This is a genomic window from Cellulomonas sp. KRMCY2 (assembly GCF_000526515.1).
Lineage (GTDB): Bacteria > Actinomycetota > Actinomycetes > Actinomycetales > Cellulomonadaceae > Actinotalea.
On the sequence record NZ_JAGF01000001.1, the window covers coordinates 4331146 to 4350360 of the forward strand.

Consider the following 19215-nt stretch of genomic DNA (forward strand, 5'->3'; position numbering starts at 1 on the left):
GCCGACGCCGGGGCCCTGCGTCCTCGCGTAGGCTTGCGGACGGATCCTGGGCCCACGATGGCCCGGTCGACCGGCCTCGATCTGGGCCGCGATCCGTGGTCGGCAGCTGGGCCGGCCGTGCACCGCACCGCACCCCACTCGTCGCTGCCTTCCGGAGTCCCCATGTCCCAGCACCGTCAGCCCCCTCGCACCGTCCGCCGTCGACCCGTTCGGCTCGCCGTGCCGGGACTCGGTCTCGCCCTGCTGCTCAGCGGGTGCACCGCCGTGGCCGCACCGGCGCAGGACGACGCGACCGGTGCGGCGGACCAGGCGACGGCCGCGGCGGAGCCGTCACCCGAACCCGCTGCGTTCCCGCTCACCATCGACAACTGCGGCGTGCCGGTGACTGTCGACGCCGCGCCGCAGCGGGTCGTGACCATCAAGTCGAGCGCGACCGAGATGCTCCTTGCCCTCGGCGTGGGTGACCGCATCGTCGGCACCGGCTTCCCCGACGGGCCCGTGCCCGAGGAGTACGCCGACGCGGCCGCGGACCTCCCGCTGCTGTCCGACCGCGTCCCGGCCGCGGAGGTCGTTCTGCAGGCCGAGCCGGACCTGGTCTACGCCGGGTGGGAGTCGAACCTCACGGCCGAGGGCGCCGGTGACCGTGCGACCCTCGCCGGGCTCGGCGTCGCGACGTACGTCGCCCCGTCGGCCTGCAAGGACCCGGCCTACCAGCCGGACCACCTGACCTTCGACGAGGTCTTCGACGAGATCGGTGAGGTCGCAGCCCTGCTCGGCGTACCCGAGGCCGCGACGGAGCTGGTGGCCGAGCAGCAGGCCGCCCTCGACGCGCTGGCCCCGGACGACAGCGGTCGGACGGCTCTGTGGTACTCCTCCGGCACGGACGTCCCGTACGTCGGCGCCGGCATCGGGGCGCCGCAGATGATCATGTCGGCCGTCGGGCTGACCAACATCGCCGAAGGTGTCGCCGACACCTGGGCGTCCTTCAGCTGGGAGCAGGTCGCCCAGGACGACCCGGACGTGATCGTGCTCGTCGACGCCGCGTGGAACACGGCCGAGCAGAAGAAGGAGCTCCTCGCGACGAACCCGGCGACAGCGAACCTCACTGCCGTCCGCGCGGAGCGCTACCTCGTGGTGCCGTTCGCGGCGTCCGAGGCAGGCGTCCGGAACGTGCCCGCTGCGCTCGACCTCGCCGAGCAGCTCGCAGCGCTCGACGTGACCGGATGACAGGTCGCGCGTCCGAGGAGGCCGGCACCGGCCGCGCGCAGCGGCCCGTGACCACGTCGGCCGCGCTCGTCGTGGCGACCGCCGTCCTGGTCGCGTCGGTGACGTTCGCGGTCACTGTCGGTCCGGCCGGGATCGCCGCGGTGGACGTGTGGCAGTCGGTCGGCCACCACCTCGATGGGCTCCTCACGGGGCGCACCGACGCCCCGCCCCTCGGGTTGCTGCTCGACGGCATCGTGTGGGATCTCCGGCTGCCGCGCGTGCTGACCGCCGCGGCCGTCGGGGCCGGCCTGGCCGTGGCCGGCGCGGTGATGCAGAGCCTGACCCGGAACCCGTTGGCCGACCCGTACCTGCTCGGCCTGTCGTCGGGCGCATCGCTCGGCGCGGTCGCGGTCCTCGTGCTCGGTGTCACGGTCCTGCTCCCGGTCGCCGCGTTCGCCGGCGCCGTGCTGGCCCTCGCCGCGGCGCTCGGCCTCGCCGGGTCGCTCGGCACGATCACCCCCGCCCGCACCGTCCTGGCCGGCCTCGCCGTCGCCCAGCTGTGCGCCGCAGGGACGTCGTTCGTGATCTTCTGGTCGGCGACCGGCGACTCCTACCGCGAGATCCTCGCGTGGCTGATGGGCTCGCTCGCCGGTGCGGGCTGGACGGCGGTGGCGATCGCCGGCGGTGCGGTGCTCGTTCTCGGCACGCTGCTGACCATGACCGGGCGCACGCTCGACGCGTTCGCCTTCGGGGACACCGCAGCCGCGACCCTCGGCATCGACGTGCCGCGGACCCGCTGGACCCTGCTGACTGTGGTGGCCCTGCTCACCGGCGCGCTCGTCGCAGTCAGCGGGTCGATCGGGTTCGTCGGCCTGATCCTGCCGCACGCCGTCCGGCTGGTCGTCGGTGCGGCGCACCGCCGTCTGCTGCCGATCGCCGCGCTGGCCGGCGCGAGCTTCCTGGTGTGGGCGGACGCCGCGGCACGCACGCTGTTCGAGCCTCGCGAGCTGCCCGTCGGGATCGTCACGGCGTTCCTCGGCGCGCCGGTGTTCGCGCTGATCCTGTGGCGGCGGCGCAGCGCGAGCGAGGGCCTGGCATGAGCCTCCGGCTCGACCACCTGGCCTGGTCGGTCGAGGGACGCGTCATCCTCGGCGGCGTCGACTGCACCCCGCCGCGTCGCGGGCTGACCGGACTGCTCGGCCCCAACGGCGCAGGCAAGTCGACCCTGCTGCGGCTGATCGCAGGCGTCCTGCGCCCCGACGCCGGGCGCGCGCTGCTCGACGGCGACGACCTCCTCGCACTGCCGCGCCGCGAGCGCGCCCGTCGGGTCGCCCTGGTCGAGCAGGACTCCGCCTCGCAGGTGCCGCTCACCGTCCGCGACGCCGTGCTGCTCGGACGCACGCCGCACGGGTCGCGGTGGGGCGGGCTGACCGCGCACGACGAGGCAGTGGCCGACGCGGCGCTCGCCGAGGCGGGGGTCGTGGAATTCGCCGACCGACTGCTCGGGACGCTGTCCGGCGGCGAGCGGCAACGCGTCCACCTGGCCCGCGCCCTGGCACAGGACCCGGACCTGCTGCTCCTCGACGAGCCGACCAACCACCTGGACGTGCACGCCCAGCTCGACACCCTGGACGTCGTGCGCGGGCTGACCGCACGGGGCGTCACGGTGCTCGCCGCGCTGCACGACCTGAACCTCGCCGCCGCCGCCTGCGACCACCTGGTGCTGCTCGACGCCGGGCGCGTGGTGGCGACCGGCCCGGTCGCCGAGGTGCTGCGCCCGGAGGTCCTCGAACCGGTCTACCGCGTGCGCTGCCTCGTCATGACGCACCCGGAGACCGGCCGGCCCGTGCTGACCTTCGCGCCACGGGCCTGACCGTCGCGGCACGGGCCTGACCGTCGCGGCACGGGCCTGACCGGACCTCACCGCGAGGTCGTCGGACAACGCTGGCACCATGGAGCGATGACACCCGCCCTGTGGCTCACCGGGGACCCGGCGGCCGACCGGCTGCTCGAGTCGGACCCCTTCGCCCTCCTCGTCGGCATGCTCCTGGACCAGCAGGTACCCATGGAGACCGCCTTCGCCGGCCCGCGCAAGATCGCCGAACGGATGGGCGGGCTCGACCCGCGGCGCATCGCCGACGCCGACCCGCACGCCTTCGCCGCGCTGTGCGCCACGCCACCGGCCGTGCACCGGTACCCGGGATCGATGGCGGAGCGCATCCAGGCCGTCGCCCGCGCCGTCGTCCAGACGTACGGCGGTGACGCCGCCCGGCTGTGGACCGACGGCGGACCGGACGGTCCGGAGGTCCTGCGCCGGCTCGAGGCCCTGCCCGGCTTCGGGGCCCAGAAGGCCAGGATCTTCCTCGCCCTGCTCGGCAAGCAGCGCGGGGTGGCGCCGGCGGGCTGGCGCGAGGCCGCCGGTGACTACGGGGCGGACGGCGCCCGACGCTCGATCGCCGATGTCACGGACGCCGACTCCCTCGCGCAGGTCCGCGAGACCAAGAAGGCCCTCAAGGCAGCGGCGAAGGCCGGCCACTGATCGGTCCGGCGCCCCGCCCGTCGGCCAGACCGCGGGCGTAGGCCTCGGCGGTGCCCTCGGCGAACAGGTCCTCGTCGGCCGGCCGGACCACGCTGCGTGCGCCGTCGCCGTCGTCGTCGAGGGCCAGCACGTACCGACGCATCCCCCGCACGACGGCGACCGGCCGGCCCGTCATCTTGCCGGTGACCAGCTCGGTCGCCGCCGCGATCTCGTCGGCCACGGCCGTGATCGTCGAGTCCAGCCGCCGCCCGTGGCTGTCGCTGCGACCCCGCAGGTCCTCCAGCACGACGACGCCGGCAGCACCGATCGCAAGGTCGGTCAGCCCCTGCCGCCAGGCCCGACCGGCGGTGTCCGTCACCAGGACGCCGATGCGCACCCCGGACGAGGCCTGCAGACCGCGGCGGAGCCCACGGGCCGAGGAGTCAGGGTCCGCCGGGAGCAGCAGCACGGTGCCCTCCGGTGTGTTCGAGGCGTCGACGCCGGCCGCCGCCATCACCAGGCCCTGGCGGTTCTCCACGATCCGGAGCACCCCTGCCGGGTGGATACGGGTCGCCACGACCCGCACGGTCTCCTGAGTGATCGCCTGCTCGCGGTCGGCGGCGGTCAGCACGCGCCCCTCGGCCTTCGACACGACCTTGCTCGTCACGACCACGACGTCGCCGTCGGCCAGGCCACCGCTGCCGTCCGGCCAGGCCAGGCCCTGCACCGCCGCTCCCACCAGGGCGACCAGGTCGTCGCCGGGCCGGACCTCCGGCAGGCCGTCCAGACCGATGACGACCAGGGGCTCGATCGCCTCGGTCATCGGGCGGACCGGCTCATCGGTGCAGCGCAGGCAGCACGTCGCGGCCGAAGACCTCGATCCACTCGCGCTGGTTGCGCCCGACGTTGTGCAGGTAGACCCGGTCGAACCCGAGGTCGAGGTACTTCTGGATCGCCGCCCGGTGGGCGTCCGGGTCGGCGGAGACGACCATGCGGCCCGCGAAGTCCTCCGGCCGGACGAGCTTGGCCATCTGCTCGAAGTCGTAGGGCGAACGGATGTCGGCCTTGGGGAACCGCATGCCGCCGTTGGGCCACTCGGTCATCGCGTTGACCATGGCCTGCTCGTCGGTGTCGGCCCAGGACATGTGCACCTGGAGCACCTTGGGCATCGTCGACGGGTCCTTGCCCGCCTCACGAGCGCCCTCCTCGAACCTGGCGAACAGCCCGGAGATCTTCTCCAGCGGCGCCCCCACCGTGATCAGGCCGTCCGCATGCCGACCGGCGCGCTTGGCGGTGACCGGGCCGGCCGTGGCCACCAGGATCTCGGGGGCGACCGGCGGCATGGTCCACAGCCGGGTCGACTCCATCTTGTAGAAGGTGCCCGAGTGCTTGACGTCCTTGCCGGTCAGGCCGGACTGGAACAGCTTGGTGATGATGTCGATGGCCTCGAACATCCGGTTGATCCGCTCCGGGGCCTCGGGCCAGTAGCCGGCCACGACGTGCTCGTTGAGCGCCTCGCCCGAGCCGAGCCCGAGCCAGTGCCGACCGGGGTACATCGCCGCGAGGGTCGCCGAGGCCTGCGCGACCATCGCGGGGTGCCAGCGGAAGGTGGGCGCTGTGACGCCCGGCCCGATGTCGCCCGTCGTGCGCTCGCCCAGCGCCGCCAGGACGTTCCACACGAAGGCCGACTGACCCTGCTGCGGGACCCACGGCTGGAAGTGGTCGGCAGCCATCACACCGGAGAAGCCGTTGGCCTCGGCGAGCACCGAGAGCTCGATCACCTCGGTCGGGTGGAACTGCTCGAGCATCGCCGCGTACCCGATGGTCAGGCCGTCGCCCATGTGCTCCTCCGTCGTCGCGCGCCGTCACCGGGTCCGGACGTTCCCGGACCCGGTGACGACCCTACGCGGCGGACCTCACTCGTAGGAGACGGCGTCCAGCACCGGGAGCCGCGCCGCGCGGATCGCGGGCCACACGGCAGCCAGCACACCGACGACGACCGCGAGCGCGAGCATCACGCCGAGGCTGGTCCACGGGATCGCCAGGATGCTCAGCCCCTCGTCGGCGAAGACCGCAGGCATCGCCGAGGCGAGCCCGACGCCGACCGCGATCCCGAGCACCGTGCCGAAGACAGCCGTGAGCACCGACTCGATGGTCACCGTCCCGGCCAGCTGGAGCCGCCCCAGGCCGACGGCCCGCAGCAGCCCGATCTCCCGGGTCCGCTCGATCACCGACAGCGCCAGGGTGTTGACGATGCCGAGGACCGCGATGACGATCGACAGGCCGAGCAGCGCGTACAGGATCGTCAGGACCTGGTTGACCTGGTCGGCGAGCTGCGAGGCGAAGTCCGCCGCGTCGAGCACCGACAGGACGACGTAGGGCTTGACGACCTCGAGCAGGTCGGCGCGCACGACCTCGAGGTCGACGCCGTCGGCGCCGTTGATCATCACGGTGTCGATCACCCCGCCGGTCGGCGGGACGACCTGGTCGTAGACCGTCGACGGCAGGACCACGGCAGTCCCGATGGCCCTGGCGTCGATGACCGCACCGATCCGGGCAGTCACGCTCGCCCCGTCGGAGCTGACCGTGAGCTCGTCACCGACCGCCCAGTCGTTGTCCTGCGCCGCGGACTTCTGGACGGCCAGGTCACCGGCCCCCAAGGAGTCGAGGTCACCGCTCACCACGACGACGTCCATCACCCGGTCGAAGGCCACCGGGTCGACACCGACGACCGAGGTCCGCTCGGCCGCGCCGTCGCCCGTGGCGACCTGCACCTGGGCGTAGGTCAGGGCGTCCACCGTCGCGACACCGTCGACCTCCGCCATGGCGTCCACGGCCTCCCGCGGCACGTCGAAGGTGGCCGACTGGACGATCAGGTCACCGGTGAACTCGTCGGCGACGATCGAGGCCGTCGAGGCCTGGGTCGAGGCGGCGAGCACGGATGCTGCGCCGACCAGCGCCATCCCGATCATCAGGGCCCCCGCCGTGCTCGCGGTGCGCCGCGGGTTGCGCGTCACGTTGCCGCGGGCCAGGGTGCCGATCGGCTTGAGCCCCCGGACGAACGGCGCAGCCACGATCCCGAGGGTCGCCCTGGCGACGAGCGGTGAGACCGCCAGCATGCCGATGATCACGGCCGCCGCACCGACCCCGAGCAGCGTCCCACCGTTGTCCTGGGCCCAGGTGACGGTGTCCGGCGCGAGGGCGGCGAAGGCCACCGCGGCGGCGCCACCGACGAGCAGGAGCAGTCCGACGACGGCTCGGGTCCGCAGCGACTGCTCGACCTCCGGCGCGTCGTCACGCATGGCCTCGACCGGTGGGACGAGGGCTGCGCGCCGGGCGGGCATCGCGGCCGAGACCACCGAGACCACCGTGCCGATCAGGACCGAGACGACAACCGTCTGCGTCTCGAGCGGGATCGTGGACCCCAGGTCCATCCCCATCTGCTCGAAGACCACCCGGAGGATCGAGACCAGGCCGAGGCCACCGGCGACGCCGAGCAGCGAGCCGATCACCCCGACGGCGGCCGCCTGGATCATCACCGAGGCGAAGACCTGCAGCGGCGAGGCTCCGACGGCGCGCAGCAGGGCGAGCTCACGCATGCGCTGGCGGACCGACATCGCGAAGGTGTTGGCGATGATGAACCCGCCGACGAACAGCGAGATCGCCGCGAAGACCAGCAGGAAGGTGTTGATGAAGCCGAGTGCGTCCTCGATGGCGGCCTGCGACTCCTCGCGCATGACCTCGCCCTCGACGACCTCCACCTGGCCACCGTCGACGACCGGCGCGAGGTTCGCCGCCAGATGGGCGTCGGTGACGCCGTCCTGGGCGTAGACCGCGATCGTCGTGGTCCGTCCGTCGGGGGCGAAGACCGCCGTCGCCGTGTCCAGGTCGAAAAAGGTCATCGTGGCCCCGGCGAACGGCACCAGCCCGGACACGACGCCGACCACCTCGACCTGCGTGAGCTCCCCGCCCACGATGACTGTCGTGGTGTCACCGAGGGCGAGCCCGGCGGTCTCCAGGGTTCCCGCCTCGAGCGCGACCTCGCCGGGCTGCTCGGGCGCGCGGCCCGCCGAGAGGGCCATCGACGGATCGGCCGGGTCGAAGCCCATGCCGAAGCTGGGCGCCCCGGCGTTGATCACGGCCGTGCCGTCCGCGCCGACGAGGATGACCGAGCCGCTGATGTCGGGCACGACCTTGTCGACGCCGTCGACCGCCGCGATCTCGTCGGCGAGGGCCAACGGGACCCGGGCGCGGGCCCCGGCGAGGCTGAAGTCCTCGGACATCTGGTCGGCGCCGTCCGCCGTCTCGGGCAGACCGCGGACATAGGCGTCGCCGAGCATCGTGGACTCGACGATGTCGGAGAAGGTGGACGAGAGCATCGTCCGCAGCGAGAAGGTGCCGGCGACGAACGAGACCCCGAGGGCGACAGCGAGCAGGGAGAGCGCGAACCGGACCAGGTGGGCCCGGATGCCGCGCAGGGCGACGCGTCCCATCAGACCCGCACCTCGACCGTCGAGGAGGCGAACCGGCCGGCGAGGAGCGCCTCGGACCGGGCCGGGGTCAGGGTGGCCAACGCGTCGAGCACGGTGGTCGGCGTCGGGTTCTCGAGCTCCCCGACCAGACGGCCGTCGGCGAGGAAGAGCACCCGGTGCGCGTACGAGGCGGCCGTCGGGTCGTGCGTGACCATGACGACCGACTGCCCGAGCTCGTCGACCGAGCGGCGCAGGAAGCCGAGCACCTCGCCGGACGAGTGCGAGTCGAGGTTGCCGGTGGGCTCGTCGGCGAACACGACCGCCGGGCGGGAGACCAGCGCACGCGCGCAGGCGACCCGCTGCTGCTGGCCGCCGGAGAGCTCGTTCGGGCGGTGGTCGAGCCGGTCACGCAGCCCGACGGCGTCCACGACCAGGTCGAACCAGGCGCGGTCCACCGGGGTGCGCGCGATGTCGAGCGGCAGGGTGATGTTCTCCTCGGCCGTCAACGTGGGGATGAGGTTGAACGCCTGGAAGACGAAGCCGAGCCGGGTGCGGCGCAGGCGGGTCAGGCGACGCTGGTTCATCGACCCGACGTCCTCGCCGTCCACCACGACGGTGCCGGCCGTCGGTGTGTCCAGGCCCGCCATGCAGTGCATCAGGGTGGACTTGCCCGATCCGGACGGGCCCATGATCGCAGTGAGCTCGCCGCGGGCGAAGTCGACGCTCACACCGTCGAGCGCCCGGACCGACGCCTCCCCCTTGCCGTAGGTCTTGACCAGGTGCCGTGCCGAGGCGATCTGTCCGTTCGCCTCGGGGTCGGTTGCCAGTGCGCGCATGGTTCTTCCGTTCGTGTCGTCGATGAGTGATCCCCATGATCTCGGCCCACAGGTGCTCGGCGGATCGGGGAACCCCCTCAGGGTCCCCTGAGATCCGGACCGGGTCACCCTGAATGTCCCCTGAATGCCCGGCTTCGCCCGGTTCAGCTCGGCGCACCGGTCCGATCCGGCTCGGCACCGGTCCGATCCGGTTCGACACCCGTCCGATCCGGCGCATCCGCCCCGGCGTACGTGGGTCCCGGCCGGGTCTGGGAGAATCGGCGACCATGAGCGACACGCATGCCTCGGTCACTGTCTCTACGAGCACTGTCCCGGCGACGGCCTCGACCTCGTCGCGGGTACCGGACAAGGTCAGCCTGGACGGCCTCGAGGACCGCTGGGACGCCACCTGGTCCGAGGCCGGGACCTACGCGTTCGACCGGACCAGGACGCGCGACCAGGTGTACTCGATCGACACGCCGCCGCCGACGGTCTCGGGCTCGCTGCACGTCGGCCACGTCTTCAGCTACACCCACACCGACGTCGTCGCCCGGTACCAGCGGATGCGCGGGCGCGAGGTCTTCTACCCGATGGGCTGGGACGACAACGGCCTGCCGACCGAGCGCCGGGTGCAGAACTACTACGGCGTGCGCTGCGACCCCACGCTGCCGTACGAGACCGACTTCGCCGTGCCGCACGAGGGCGGCGAGGGCAAGAGCATCAAGGCCGCCGACCAGGTCCCGATCTCGCGCCGCAACTTCGTCGAGCTGTGCGAGCGGCTGACGGTCGAGGACGAGCGGCAGTTCGAGGCGCTGTGGCGGCGGCTGGGCCTGTCGGTCGACTGGCGCCACCACTACCAGACCATCGGCGTGCCGTCCCGCGTGGTCGCGCAGAAGGCGTTCCTGCGCAACCTGGCCCGCGGCGAGGCCTACCAGGCCGAGGCCCCCGGCCTGTGGGACGTGACCTTCCAGACCGCCGTCGCGCAGGCCGAGCTCGAGGCGCGCGACTACCCGGGCCACTTCCACCGGGTCGCCTTCCACGCGACCGACGGCTCCGGTCCGGTGCACATCGAGACCACCCGGCCCGAGCTGATCCCGGCCGTCGTCGCGCTCATCGCGCACCCCGACGACGTGCGGTACCAGCACCTGTTCGGCACGACCGTCCGCGCACCGCTGTTCGACATCGAGATCCCCGTGCTGGCCCACACCGGGGCCGAGATGGACAAGGGCGCCGGCATCGCGATGTGCTGCACCTTCGGCGACCTCACCGACGTGCAGTGGTGGCGCGAGCTGCAGCTGCCCACCCACTCGGTGATCAGCCGCGACGGCCGCCTGCTGCGCGAGATCCCCGACTGGATCGCCGACGACGCCGGCCGCGCGCTGTTCGGCGAGCTCGCCGGCAGGACGACGTTCTCGGCACGGGCGGCGGTGGTCGACGCCCTGCGCGCCACGGGCGACCTCGACGGTGAGCCCACGCCGACCCAGCGGATGGCGAACTTCTACGAGAAGGGCGACAAGCCGCTCGAGATCGTCACCTCCCGTCAGTGGTACATCCGCAACGGCGGCCGGGCCGACGGTGCGGGCGCGGGACTGCGCGAGGCGCTGCTCGCCCGGGGCGACGAGCTCGCCTTCCACCCGGAGTTCATGCGCGTGCGCTACGAGAACTGGGTCGGTGGCCTCAACGGCGACTGGCTGATCTCCCGCCAGCGCTTCTTCGGCGTGTCCATCCCGCTGTGGTACCCGCTCGACGCCGACGGCGAGGTCGACTACACCCGCCGCATCGTGCCGGACGAGGCGAGCCTCCCGGTCGACCCGAGCAGCGACGTCGCACCCGGCTACACGGCCGACCAGCGCGGCGTGCCCGGCGGGTTCGTCGGCGAGGCCGACGTGATGGACACCTGGGCGACGTCGTCGCTGACCCCGCAGATCGCCGGCGGCTGGGAGTCCGACCCCGACCTGTTCGCGCGGGTGTTCCCGATGGACCTGCGCCCCCAGGGGCAGGACATCATCCGCACCTGGCTGTTCTCCACGGTGGTCCGCGCGCACCTCGAGCATGGCTCGCTGCCCTGGGCGCACGCGGCGATCTCCGGCTGGATCCTCGACCCGGACCGCAAGAAGATGTCGAAGTCCAAGGGCAACGTCGTCACGCCGATGGGCCTGCTGCAGGAGCACGGCTCGGACGCCGTCCGGTACTGGGCGGCCTCGGCGCGGCTCGGCACGGACGCCGCCTTCGAGGTCGGCCAGATGAAGATCGGTCGGCGTCTGGCGATCAAGGTGCTCAACGCGAGCAAGTTCGCTCTGGGCTTCGGCGCGGCCGACGCCGGGGACCCGGATCCCGCGGCCATCACCGAGACCATCGACCGGGCGATGCTCGCCGGGCTCGCCGACGTCGTCGAGAAGGCGACGGCTGCCCTCGAGTCCTACGACCACACCCGGGCGCTGGAGGTCACCGAGACGTTCTTCTGGACGTTCTGCGACGACTACCTCGAGCTCGTCAAGGACCGCGCGTACGGCTCGGGCGACGCCGTCGCCACCCCGGCGACCGTGTCCGCGCGCACCGCCCTCGCCCTCGCGCTCGACACGCTGCTGCGGCTGCTGGCGCCGGTGCTCCCGTTCGCGACCGAGGAGGTGTGGTCGTGGTGGCGCGAGGGTTCCGTGCACCGCGCGCCCTGGCCGGACGCCGCTCCGCTGCTGACCGCGGCCGACGGCGTGGACCCCGCGCACCTGGCCGCCGCGGGTCGCGCCCTCGCCGCCCTGCGCAAGGTCAAGTCCGAGGCCAAGGTCTCGATGCGCACCGTGATCACCCGGGGCGAGCTCGTCGTGCCGAGCGCGCACCTGGCGCTGGTCACCGCAACCCTCGGCGACGTGCTGGCCGCCGGTCGCGCGGCGGACCTGACCCTGGTGGCCGACGACGGCATCGAGGGCGCCCTGGTGCGCGGCGCCGAGCTCGAGCCGCCCGTCTGAGCACGACGCGTCAGGGGACCTTGGTCTGTCGCCCGCACGAACGTGCATACCTATCGTTGCCTGCGTATATTCTTGCACTGTCCTTGTGTCGCGCCGAGAGGAAACCCCCATGTCCACCCGCGCACTGCGCCTCGCCCTCCCCCTGGCCGCCGTCGCCGCCCTTGCCCTGGCCGGCTGCAGCTCGACCGCCTCGGACGGCTCCGCCGACGGTGGCGACGTCTCCCTGATCGAGGAGGGGACCCTGACCGTCTGCACCAACCCGCCGTACGAGCCCTTCGAGTACGAGGAGGACGGCGAGATCGTCGGCCTGGACATCGCGATCGTGCAGGAGGTCGCGGACGACCTCGGCGTCGAGCTCGCAACCCTCATCACGCCGTTCGAGGGCATCCAGTCCGGTGCGGACCTCGAGTCCGGCAACTGCGACCTCGTCGCCTCGGGCATCACCATCACCGAGGACCGCGAGGCGAAGATGGACTTCTCCGACCCGTACTTCGACGCCGACCAGGGGCTGCTGGTCGCCGCCGGCTCCGGGATCGACTCGATCGAGGCGCTCGAGGGTCTCAAGGTCGGCGTGCAGGCCGCGACGACCGGCGAGACCTGGGCCACCGACAACGGTCTGACCCCGGTCCAGTTCGAGGACCTCGGCCTCCAGGTCGAGGCGCTCAAGGCCGGCCAGGTCGACGCGATCATCAACGACATCGCTGTCCTCGGCCCGTTCGTCGACGACGCCCTCGAGGTCGGCACGACCTTCCCGACCGGTGAGCAGTACGGCCTCGGCGTCAAGACCGGCAACACCGCGCTCCGTGACGCGGTCAACGCCACGCTGACCCGGATCGCCGACGACGGCACCTACGCCGACATCTACACCGAGTTCATCGGCACCGCTCCGGCCGAGGGCTGATGGTCACCGCTCCGTCCGCGACCCGGCCCGCACGCGCGGGCCGGGTCCGGATGAGCCCTCGCCGGCGGGCACTGGTCACCCGCCGGGTGCAGTACGCCGTCCTGCTGGTGCTTGCCGTCGTTCTCGTCGCCGTCACGGACTGGGCACGCATCGGGGACGTCTTCTTCAACCCCGACTCGCTGGGGCAGATCCTGCCCAAGCTGCCCCACGCGGCGTTCAACACCGTGATCTACACGCTGGCGGCCTTCAGCATCGGCCTGGCGCTCGGGCTCGTCCTGGCGCTGATGCGCCTGTCGGCGGTCAAGGTCTACCGGGTCATCGCGACCGGGTACATCGAGTTCTTCCGCGGCATCCCCGCGTTGCTGGTCGTCTTCGCGTTCGGCTATGCGCTGCCCGCGGCGTTCGAGGTGCGGTTCGACTCGGTCGTCCTGCAGATCGGTCTCGCCCTCGGCGTGGTCTCCGCGGCGTACATCGCCGAGACCCTGCGGGCCGGCATCCAGGCCGTCCCGAAGGGCCAGGTCGAGGCGGCCCGGTCCCTGGGCATGTCCTCCGGCGCGACGCTCGTGCACGTCGTCATCCCGCAGGCGTTCCGGATCGTCCTGCCGCCGCTGACCAACGAGATCGTGCTGCTGCTCAAGGACACCTCGCTGGTCTTCGGGCTCGGACTCTTCGTGACCGACTTCGAGCTGACCAAGGTGGGCCGCGCCGCCCTGAGCGAGGCCGACGGCGGGATGACCTCGCTGCTGGCCGTCGGCATCACCTACCTGCTGCTGACCATCCCGCTGAGCAGCCTGACCCGCTGGCTCGAGCGCACCACCGGCTACAAGGGGCACGTGTGAGCACCGCACCGACGGACACCACCGGCGACGTCGTCGTCGAGATCACCGGCCTGCGCAAGTCCTTCGGCGAGCGCGAGGTGCTCAAGGGCATCGACCTGACCGTCGTGCAGGGCGACGTGGTCTGCGTCATCGGACCCTCCGGCTCGGGCAAGTCCACGCTGCTGCGCTGCGTCAACCTGCTCGAGCAGCCCACCGCGGGGACCATCCGCGTCCTCGGCAACGAGGTGACCCACCGCGACGTCGACATCGACCGGGTGCGGACGCGCGTCGGGATGGTCTTCCAGCAGTTCAACCTCTTCCCGCACCGCTCGGTGCTGTCCAACTGCACGATCGCCCAGCGCAACGTGCTCGGCCGCTCGGCCGACGAGGCCCGTGCGGTGGCGATGAAGAACCTCGAGCACGTGGGCCTGGCGGACCGCGCGGACTCGATGCCGGCCCAGCTCTCCGGCGGCCAGCAGCAGCGGGTGGCCATCGCCCGTGCCCTGAGCATGGACCCCGCGCTGATGCTCTTCGACGAGCCGACGTCGGCCCTGGACCCCGAGCTCGTCGGCGACGTGCTCGCCGTCATGCGGGACCTGGCGGCCGACGGCATGACCATGCTCGTCGTCACGCACGAGATGGCCTTCGCCCGCGAGGTGGCCGACCGCGTCGTGTTCATGGATGACGGCATGCTCGTCGAGCAGGGCACCCCGGCACAGGTCATCGGCGCACCGACGCAGGAGCGCACCCAGTCCTTCCTGCGGCGCGTGCTCGACCCGACCCATCTCCAGGTGCCGGGCGCCCCCACGAGCTGAGGCCCGACCGCGACCGCCGCACCCGCGATATCGTCACAGCGCAGGCCCGGACCGGGTCGCACCCGCCTGACTGGAGTCGTCGTGCACGAGATCTCATCCCCCAGCCTGATCGCCGTCGACAGCTCGATGTCGATCCCCGGCCTGCTGGCCGCCCGTCTGGAGCGATCCCCCGACGGGACCCTGATCGAGCGCAAGACCGGCCTCGGCGGGTCCTGGACGCCGGTCAGCACCCGGAGCTTCGTCGACGAGGTCACCTCGATCGCCAAGGGTCTCGTGGCGCGCGGGATCGAGCCCGGCGACCGGATCTCGATCATGAGCCGGACCCGCTACGAGTGGACGGTGCTCGACTTCGCCGCCTGGGCGGCCGGCGCCGTCCCGGTCCCGGTCTACGAGACGTCCGCCGCCGAGCAGGTCCGCTGGATCCTGTCCGACGCCGGGGTGCGGCTGGCCCTCGTCGAGACGACGGCGCACGCCGCAGTGACCGGGTCGGTGCGGCCCGAGCTGCCCGAGCTGATCGACGTCCTGGTGATCGACGACGGCGCCCTGGAGGTCCTCGCCCACGAGGGCCGGGCCGTGCCGGACGCCGAGATCGAGCGACGCAGCGCCCTGGCCGGGATGGACGACCTCGCGACGATCATCTACACGTCCGGGACCACCGGGAACCCCAAGGGCGTCGAGCTCACCCACGGCAACTTCGTCAGCCTCACCCTCGAGGGGGTCGCCGGCCTCGCCGACGTCGTCGCCAAGCCCTACTCGCGCACCCTGCTGTTCATGCCGCTCGCGCACGTCTTCGCGCGGTACATCCAGGTGCTGTGCATCCCGTCCGGCGCCGTCCTCGGCCACACGCCGGACACCAAGAACCTGCTCGCGGACCTCGGCACCTTCAAGCCGACCTTCATCCTGTCCGTGCCGAGGGTGTTCGAGAAGGTCTACAACTCCGCCGAGCAGAAGGCCGCGGACGGCGTCAAGCTCAAGCTCTTCCGCTGGGCGGCCAAGACCTCGATCGTCTACTCACGGGCCCTGGACTCCGCCGGCGGCCCGAGCCCGGCCCTCAAGGCCCAGCACGCCCTGGCGGACCGCCTCGTGTTGCACAAGCTGCGCGCGGCCCTCGGCGGCGCCGCCGAGTACGCGGTCTCCGGCGGTGCGCCCCTCGGCGAACGGCTCGGGCACTTCTACCGCGGGCTCGGGCTCCGGGTCCTCGAGGGGTACGGACTGACCGAGACCACCGCCCCGACCGCCGTCACCATGCCGGAGAGGACCAAGATCGGGACAGTCGGCCCGCCGTTCCCCGGCGCCTCCATCCGGCTCGCAGCGGACGGCGAGATCGAGGTCAAGGGAGCACACGTCTTCCGCGGCTACCACAACAACGCCGCGGCGACGGCTGACGCCCTGCACGACGGCTGGTTCAGCACCGGTGACCTCGGCTCGCTCGACGAGGACGGGTACCTGACGATCACCGGCCGCAAGAAGGAGATCATCGTCACCGCCAGCGGCAAGAACGTCGCTCCGGCCCTCCTCGAGGACCGGCTGCGTGGCCACCCCCTGGTCAGCCAGGTCGTCGTCGTCGGCGACCAGAAGCCCTTCATCGCGGCCCTGGTGACCCTTGACGCCGAGATGCTGCCCGGATGGCTCGCGACGCACGACCTGCCGCCGATGGACGTCGCGACGGCAGCCAAGAGCCACGCGGTGCTCGCCGCGCTCGATCGCGCAGTGGTCCGGGCGAGCGCAGCGGTCTCCCGGGCGGAGTCGATCCGCAAGGTCTCGGTCCTGAGCATCGACTTCACCGAGGCGAACGGCTACCTGACGCCATCGCTCAAGGTCAAGCGGACCGACGTGCTCAAGGACTTCGCCGCCGAGATCGAGGCGATCTACGCCCCGTGACGCCCGCCCGAGCGGACCGATGGCCGGCGAGCGGCTCACGCCCGCCGGCCATCGGCCCGCTCGGAGGTCCTCAGCTGTGCCCGCGCCGCCGGTTGCTGTCAGCGGTGTAGCTCGGCGACACCTCGTGCGGGGTCGCCGCATCGGTCCAGCGCAGGACGGCACCGAGGCCGTCGACGAGCTCGACACCGCCCTCGAGCGCGAAAGTGACCCCTGCGTCCTGGGCCACCGCGGCCCGGAGCAGGGCGATGTCCGCACGGCGTTCCTGCGCCGAGGCGACGTCGACGCCCAGCGACGTCAGCTCGCTGCGCCGCACGGCGATCTCGAGCGGACCGGGGCCGACCCACAGCCGCCGCTGGTGCAGGGCGACCGGGACGCCCGCGGCGTCCTGCTCGATGATGAGCTCGGCCACCTGGCCGCGGCGCAGCACCTCGACCACGTCCCCCAACCCGGTCACGCCACCGCCACCGCGGCCCAGACCTTCGCGCAGGCGGTCCACGACCTTCTCCCGGCGCTGGGCACGGAAGTCCTCGAGGGCGGCGTGCACGTGCCCCGCGAAGACCTCCTCCTTGATCCCCTCCGCACGTGAGCCGCCCGGGACCTCGACGATGAGCTCGGCGGTGGGCCGGCTCACCTCCTCACGGATCAGGGCCACCGCGCGAAGGTCGCCGGTGATCATGACGAGCTCCGGACGGTGCTCGATGACCGCGCGGTTCAGCTCGGCCGCCACCGCCTCGGCGTTGCGCTCCCAGGAGTCCTCGACCCGGGCCTGCATCCGGCGGCTCGACCACCCGGACCACCCACCGGCGTGGGCCTTGTGCAGCACGTCGTGCCCGCCCTCGACGTGCTCGGTGCTGGTGTCGGGCACCTCGGTGCCGGACCAGCTGAGATCCGCGCCCGAGCGGTCGACCTCGACCAGCAGGTACCGCACGGCCTCGCCGGCGGCCTGGGCCGCGGGCATCAGCGCGGGCACCCCGTCGTGGAACGCCTCCTCACGTGCCGGCGCCTCGGCGAGCACCCGGTCGAAGAGGATCTGCTCGCCCGCCGCGACCACGAACCGCCCGTGCGGGCCCGGCACGTGCGTCGGACGGAGCACGGCCGCGGCCATCAGCTCGAGCGTGCTCGGCGGCGCTCCTGCCTGCTCCAAGGACCTTCGCAAGCCGTTCCAGCGGCTTCGGATCTCTCGGTCCCCGGCCTCGTCTGCACGGGTGACGTCCAAGCACACAGTGGTGAGCGGGCCGTCGTGGTCGAGGAGCGGCTTGAGCGAGTCGAGCTTCATCGAGCACCTCTCGTCGGGCGATCCGGCAGGCAGCTGTCGCCGGCTGGTCGATCCCTTCCCACCCTCCTGCACCTTGGGGCGCGGCGCCAGTCCCGGCGGCGGAATTCCCCCACAGACACCGGGCCGGTGGTGCCGGACGCGGGACGGCTGGGCCGTTCGGCCGGCGCTGGGACGGCCGGTAAGGTCTCAGGCCGGCGTCGGTCTCAGGCCGACTTCTCCCGCGGGGTGCGCTTGGCCACCGGGGTCTCGCGCGGGACGATCGTGGGGTTGACGTTCTCGAGCACGACCTCGCGCGTGATGACCACGCGGGCGACGTCGTCGCGGCTGGGGACGTCGAACATCACCTGCTGGAGGACCTCTTCGAGGATCGCGCGCAGCCCGCGGGCGCCCGTGCCGCGCAGGAGGGCCTGATCCGCGATCGCCTGGACCGCACCCGGCGTGAACTCGAGCTCGACACCGTCGATCTCGAACATCCGCTGGTACTGCTTGACCAGCGCGTTGCGGGGCTCGGTCAGGATGCGCACGAGGGCCGACTGGTCCAGCGGCGAGACGGTGGTGATCACCGGCACGCGACCGATGAACTCGGGGATCAGCCCGAACTTGAGCAGGTCCTCCGGCATGACCTCGCCGAACACATCCGTGTCGTCGGCCGAGTGCAGCGGGGCACCGAAACCGATCCCGCGCCGGCCGGCACGCGAGGTGATGATCTCGTCGAGCCCCGCGAAGGCGCCCGCGACGATGAACAGCACGTTCGTCGTGTCGATCTGGATGAACTCCTGGTGCGGGTGCTTGCGCCCGCCCTGGGGTGGGACGGACGCCGTCGTGCCTTCGAGGATCTTGAGCAGGGCCTGCTGGACACCCTCACCGGAGACGTCACGCGTGATCGACGGGTTCTCGCTCTTGCGGGCGATCTTGTCGACCTCGTCGATGTAGATGATCCCGGTCTCGGCCTTCTTGACGTCGTAGTCAGCAGCCTGGATGAGCTTGAGCAGGATGTTCTCGACGTCCTCGCCGACGTACCCGGCCTCGGTCAACGCGGTGGCGTCGGCGATCGCGAACGGCACGTTGAGCATCTTCGCCAGGGTCTGGGCCAGATACGTCTTGCCGCAGCCCGTCGGCCCGATCAGCAGGATGTTGGACTTGGCGAGCTCGACCTCGTCGCCGTCGACCCGCACGGCCTCACCGGCCTGGATCCGCTTGTAGTGGTTGTAGACCGCCACCGCGAGGGACCGCTTGGCCGGCTCCTGGCCGACGATGTACTGCTCGAGGAAGTCGAAGATCTCGCGCGGCTTGGGCAGCTCGACCATGCCGACCTCGGTCGCTTCGGCGAGCTCTTCCTCGATGATCTCGTTGCACAGGTCGATGCACTCGTCGCAGATGTAGACGCCAGGACCGGCGATCAGCTTCTTGACCTGCTTCTGGCTCTTGCCACAGAAGGAGCACTTGAGCAGGTCGGCGCCGTCCCCGATGCGTGCCACTGCGATCTCCTCCCCGGTGGACGCCCGGAGGGCGCACGTCACCATCTACGACCATTGCACACCACGCCGGGC

At 72.1% G+C, this 19215-nt stretch carries 15 protein-coding genes; 9 read left to right on the plus strand and 6 right to left on the minus strand.

Annotation, left to right across the window (positions count from 1 at the left end):
• The first annotated feature begins 162 nt into the window (after positions 1 to 162).
• From K415_RS0120365 to K415_RS0120380, 4 genes are all read left to right on the plus strand, one after another.
• Positions 163 to 1227, plus strand: a complete 1065-nt coding sequence (locus K415_RS0120365) for a putative F420-0 ABC transporter substrate-binding protein (protein WP_029664266.1) — start codon at positions 163 to 165, stop codon at positions 1225 to 1227.
• Entirely contained in the window at positions 1224 to 2306 is a 1083-nt protein-coding gene (locus tag K415_RS0120370) for a putative F420-0 ABC transporter permease subunit (protein ID WP_024288872.1), read from the plus strand. Before K415_RS0120365 ends, K415_RS0120370 begins: the two co-directional genes overlap by 4 nt.
• A complete protein-coding gene (locus tag K415_RS0120375; RefSeq protein WP_024288873.1) occupies positions 2303 to 3079 on the plus strand; it encodes a putative F420-0 ABC transporter ATP-binding protein in 777 nt (258 codons plus the stop codon). The genes K415_RS0120370 and K415_RS0120375 overlap by 4 nt, the downstream gene beginning before the upstream one ends.
• An 87-nt stretch (positions 3080 to 3166) precedes the next feature.
• Entirely contained in the window at positions 3167 to 3745 is a 579-nt protein-coding gene (locus tag K415_RS0120380) for an HhH-GPD-type base excision DNA repair protein (protein ID WP_024288874.1), read from the plus strand.
• Here the strand turns inward: K415_RS0120380 and cofE are convergent.
• The 4 genes from cofE to K415_RS0120400 all read right to left on the minus strand — a co-directional run bounded on the left by cofE (position 3717) and on the right by K415_RS0120400 (position 9032).
• The gene (gene cofE / locus K415_RS0120385) at positions 3717 to 4547 is read right to left on the minus strand and encodes a coenzyme F420-0:L-glutamate ligase (RefSeq protein WP_024288875.1); all 831 of its coding nucleotides are present in this window, start codon (positions 4545 to 4547) and stop codon (positions 3717 to 3719) included. The genes K415_RS0120380 and cofE overlap by 29 nt on opposite strands.
• Before the next feature lie 13 nt (positions 4548 to 4560).
• Positions 4561 to 5565: a TIGR03557 family F420-dependent LLM class oxidoreductase gene (locus K415_RS0120390; protein WP_024288876.1), complete on the minus strand. Its 1005-nt coding sequence runs from the start codon at positions 5563 to 5565 to the stop codon at positions 4561 to 4563.
• A 75-nt stretch (positions 5566 to 5640) separates the two neighbouring features.
• Positions 5641 to 8217 (minus strand): ABC transporter permease, encoded by a 2577-nt coding sequence (locus tag K415_RS0120395; RefSeq protein WP_024288877.1) that lies wholly within the window; start codon positions 8215 to 8217, stop codon positions 5641 to 5643.
• On the minus strand, positions 8217 to 9032 hold the full coding sequence (locus K415_RS0120400; RefSeq protein ID WP_051480686.1) for an ABC transporter ATP-binding protein: 816 nt from the start codon (positions 9030 to 9032) through the stop codon (positions 8217 to 8219). The genes K415_RS0120395 and K415_RS0120400 overlap by 1 nt, the downstream gene beginning before the upstream one ends.
• Before the next feature lie 266 nt (positions 9033 to 9298).
• On the opposite strand from K415_RS0120400, the gene valS reads away from it, so the two are divergent.
• From valS to K415_RS0120425, 5 genes are all read left to right on the plus strand, one after another.
• Positions 9299 to 11974 carry a valine--tRNA ligase gene (valS, locus tag K415_RS0120405; protein ID WP_024288879.1) on the plus strand — a complete coding sequence of 892 codons (2676 nt, stop codon included), beginning with the start codon at positions 9299 to 9301 and terminating at the stop codon, positions 11972 to 11974.
• A 109-nt stretch (positions 11975 to 12083) separates the two neighbouring features.
• Positions 12084 to 12875: an ABC transporter substrate-binding protein gene (locus K415_RS0120410; RefSeq protein WP_029664269.1), complete on the plus strand. Its 792-nt coding sequence runs from the start codon at positions 12084 to 12086 to the stop codon at positions 12873 to 12875.
• Positions 12875 to 13714 (plus strand): amino acid ABC transporter permease, encoded by an 840-nt coding sequence (locus tag K415_RS0120415; protein WP_024288881.1) that lies wholly within the window; start codon positions 12875 to 12877, stop codon positions 13712 to 13714. The genes K415_RS0120410 and K415_RS0120415 overlap by 1 nt, the downstream gene beginning before the upstream one ends.
• Positions 13711 to 14508 carry an amino acid ABC transporter ATP-binding protein gene (locus K415_RS0120420; protein WP_024288882.1) on the plus strand — a complete coding sequence of 266 codons (798 nt, stop codon included), beginning with the start codon at positions 13711 to 13713 and terminating at the stop codon, positions 14506 to 14508. Before K415_RS0120415 ends, K415_RS0120420 begins: the two co-directional genes overlap by 4 nt.
• 81 nt (positions 14509 to 14589) lie before the next feature.
• Complete coding sequence (locus K415_RS0120425; RefSeq protein ID WP_024288883.1) at positions 14590 to 16389, plus strand: long-chain fatty acid--CoA ligase; 1800 nt, start codon at positions 14590 to 14592, stop codon at positions 16387 to 16389.
• A gap of 70 nt (positions 16390 to 16459) precedes the next feature.
• Here K415_RS0120425 and K415_RS0120430 read toward each other — a convergent pair whose 3' ends face one another.
• On the minus strand, positions 16460 to 17665 hold the full coding sequence (locus K415_RS0120430) for a Vms1/Ankzf1 family peptidyl-tRNA hydrolase (RefSeq protein WP_024288884.1): 1206 nt from the start codon (positions 17663 to 17665) through the stop codon (positions 16460 to 16462).
• Between the two features lie 203 nt (positions 17666 to 17868).
• Positions 17869 to 19143: an ATP-dependent Clp protease ATP-binding subunit ClpX gene (gene clpX, locus K415_RS0120435; protein ID WP_024288885.1), complete on the minus strand. Its 1275-nt coding sequence runs from the start codon at positions 19141 to 19143 to the stop codon at positions 17869 to 17871.
• Positions 19144 to 19215 lie beyond the last annotated feature (72 nt).

Bases quoted from the DNA above. Each gene is read 5' to 3' on its own strand.
- K415_RS0120390 (WP_024288876.1), bottom strand. From the start codon at position 5,565: ATGGGCGACGGCCTGACCATCGGGTACGCGGCGATGCTCGAGCAGTTC.
- K415_RS0120375 (WP_024288873.1), top strand. From the start codon at position 2,303: ATGAGCCTCCGGCTCGACCACCTGGCCTGGTCGGTCGAGGGACGCGTC.
- K415_RS0120395 (WP_024288877.1), bottom strand. From the start codon at position 8,217: ATGGGACGCGTCGCCCTGCGCGGCATCCGGGCCCACCTGGTCCGGTTC.
- valS (WP_024288879.1), top strand. From the start codon at position 9,299: ATGAGCGACACGCATGCCTCGGTCACTGTCTCTACGAGCACTGTCCCG.
- K415_RS0120410 (WP_029664269.1), top strand. From the start codon at position 12,084: ATGTCCACCCGCGCACTGCGCCTCGCCCTCCCCCTGGCCGCCGTCGCC.
- K415_RS0120400 (WP_051480686.1), bottom strand. From the start codon at position 9,032: ATGCGCGCACTGGCAACCGACCCCGAGGCGAACGGACAGATCGCCTCG.
- K415_RS0120370 (WP_024288872.1), top strand. From the start codon at position 1,224: ATGACAGGTCGCGCGTCCGAGGAGGCCGGCACCGGCCGCGCGCAGCGG.
- K415_RS0120430 (WP_024288884.1), bottom strand. From the start codon at position 17,665: ATGAAGCTCGACTCGCTCAAGCCGCTCCTCGACCACGACGGCCCGCTC.
- K415_RS0120415 (WP_024288881.1), top strand. From the start codon at position 12,875: ATGGTCACCGCTCCGTCCGCGACCCGGCCCGCACGCGCGGGCCGGGTC.
- K415_RS0120380 (WP_024288874.1), top strand. From the start codon at position 3,167: ATGACACCCGCCCTGTGGCTCACCGGGGACCCGGCGGCCGACCGGCTG.
- cofE (WP_024288875.1), bottom strand. From the start codon at position 4,547: ATGACCGAGGCGATCGAGCCCCTGGTCGTCATCGGTCTGGACGGCCTG.
- K415_RS0120365 (WP_029664266.1), top strand. From the start codon at position 163: ATGTCCCAGCACCGTCAGCCCCCTCGCACCGTCCGCCGTCGACCCGTT.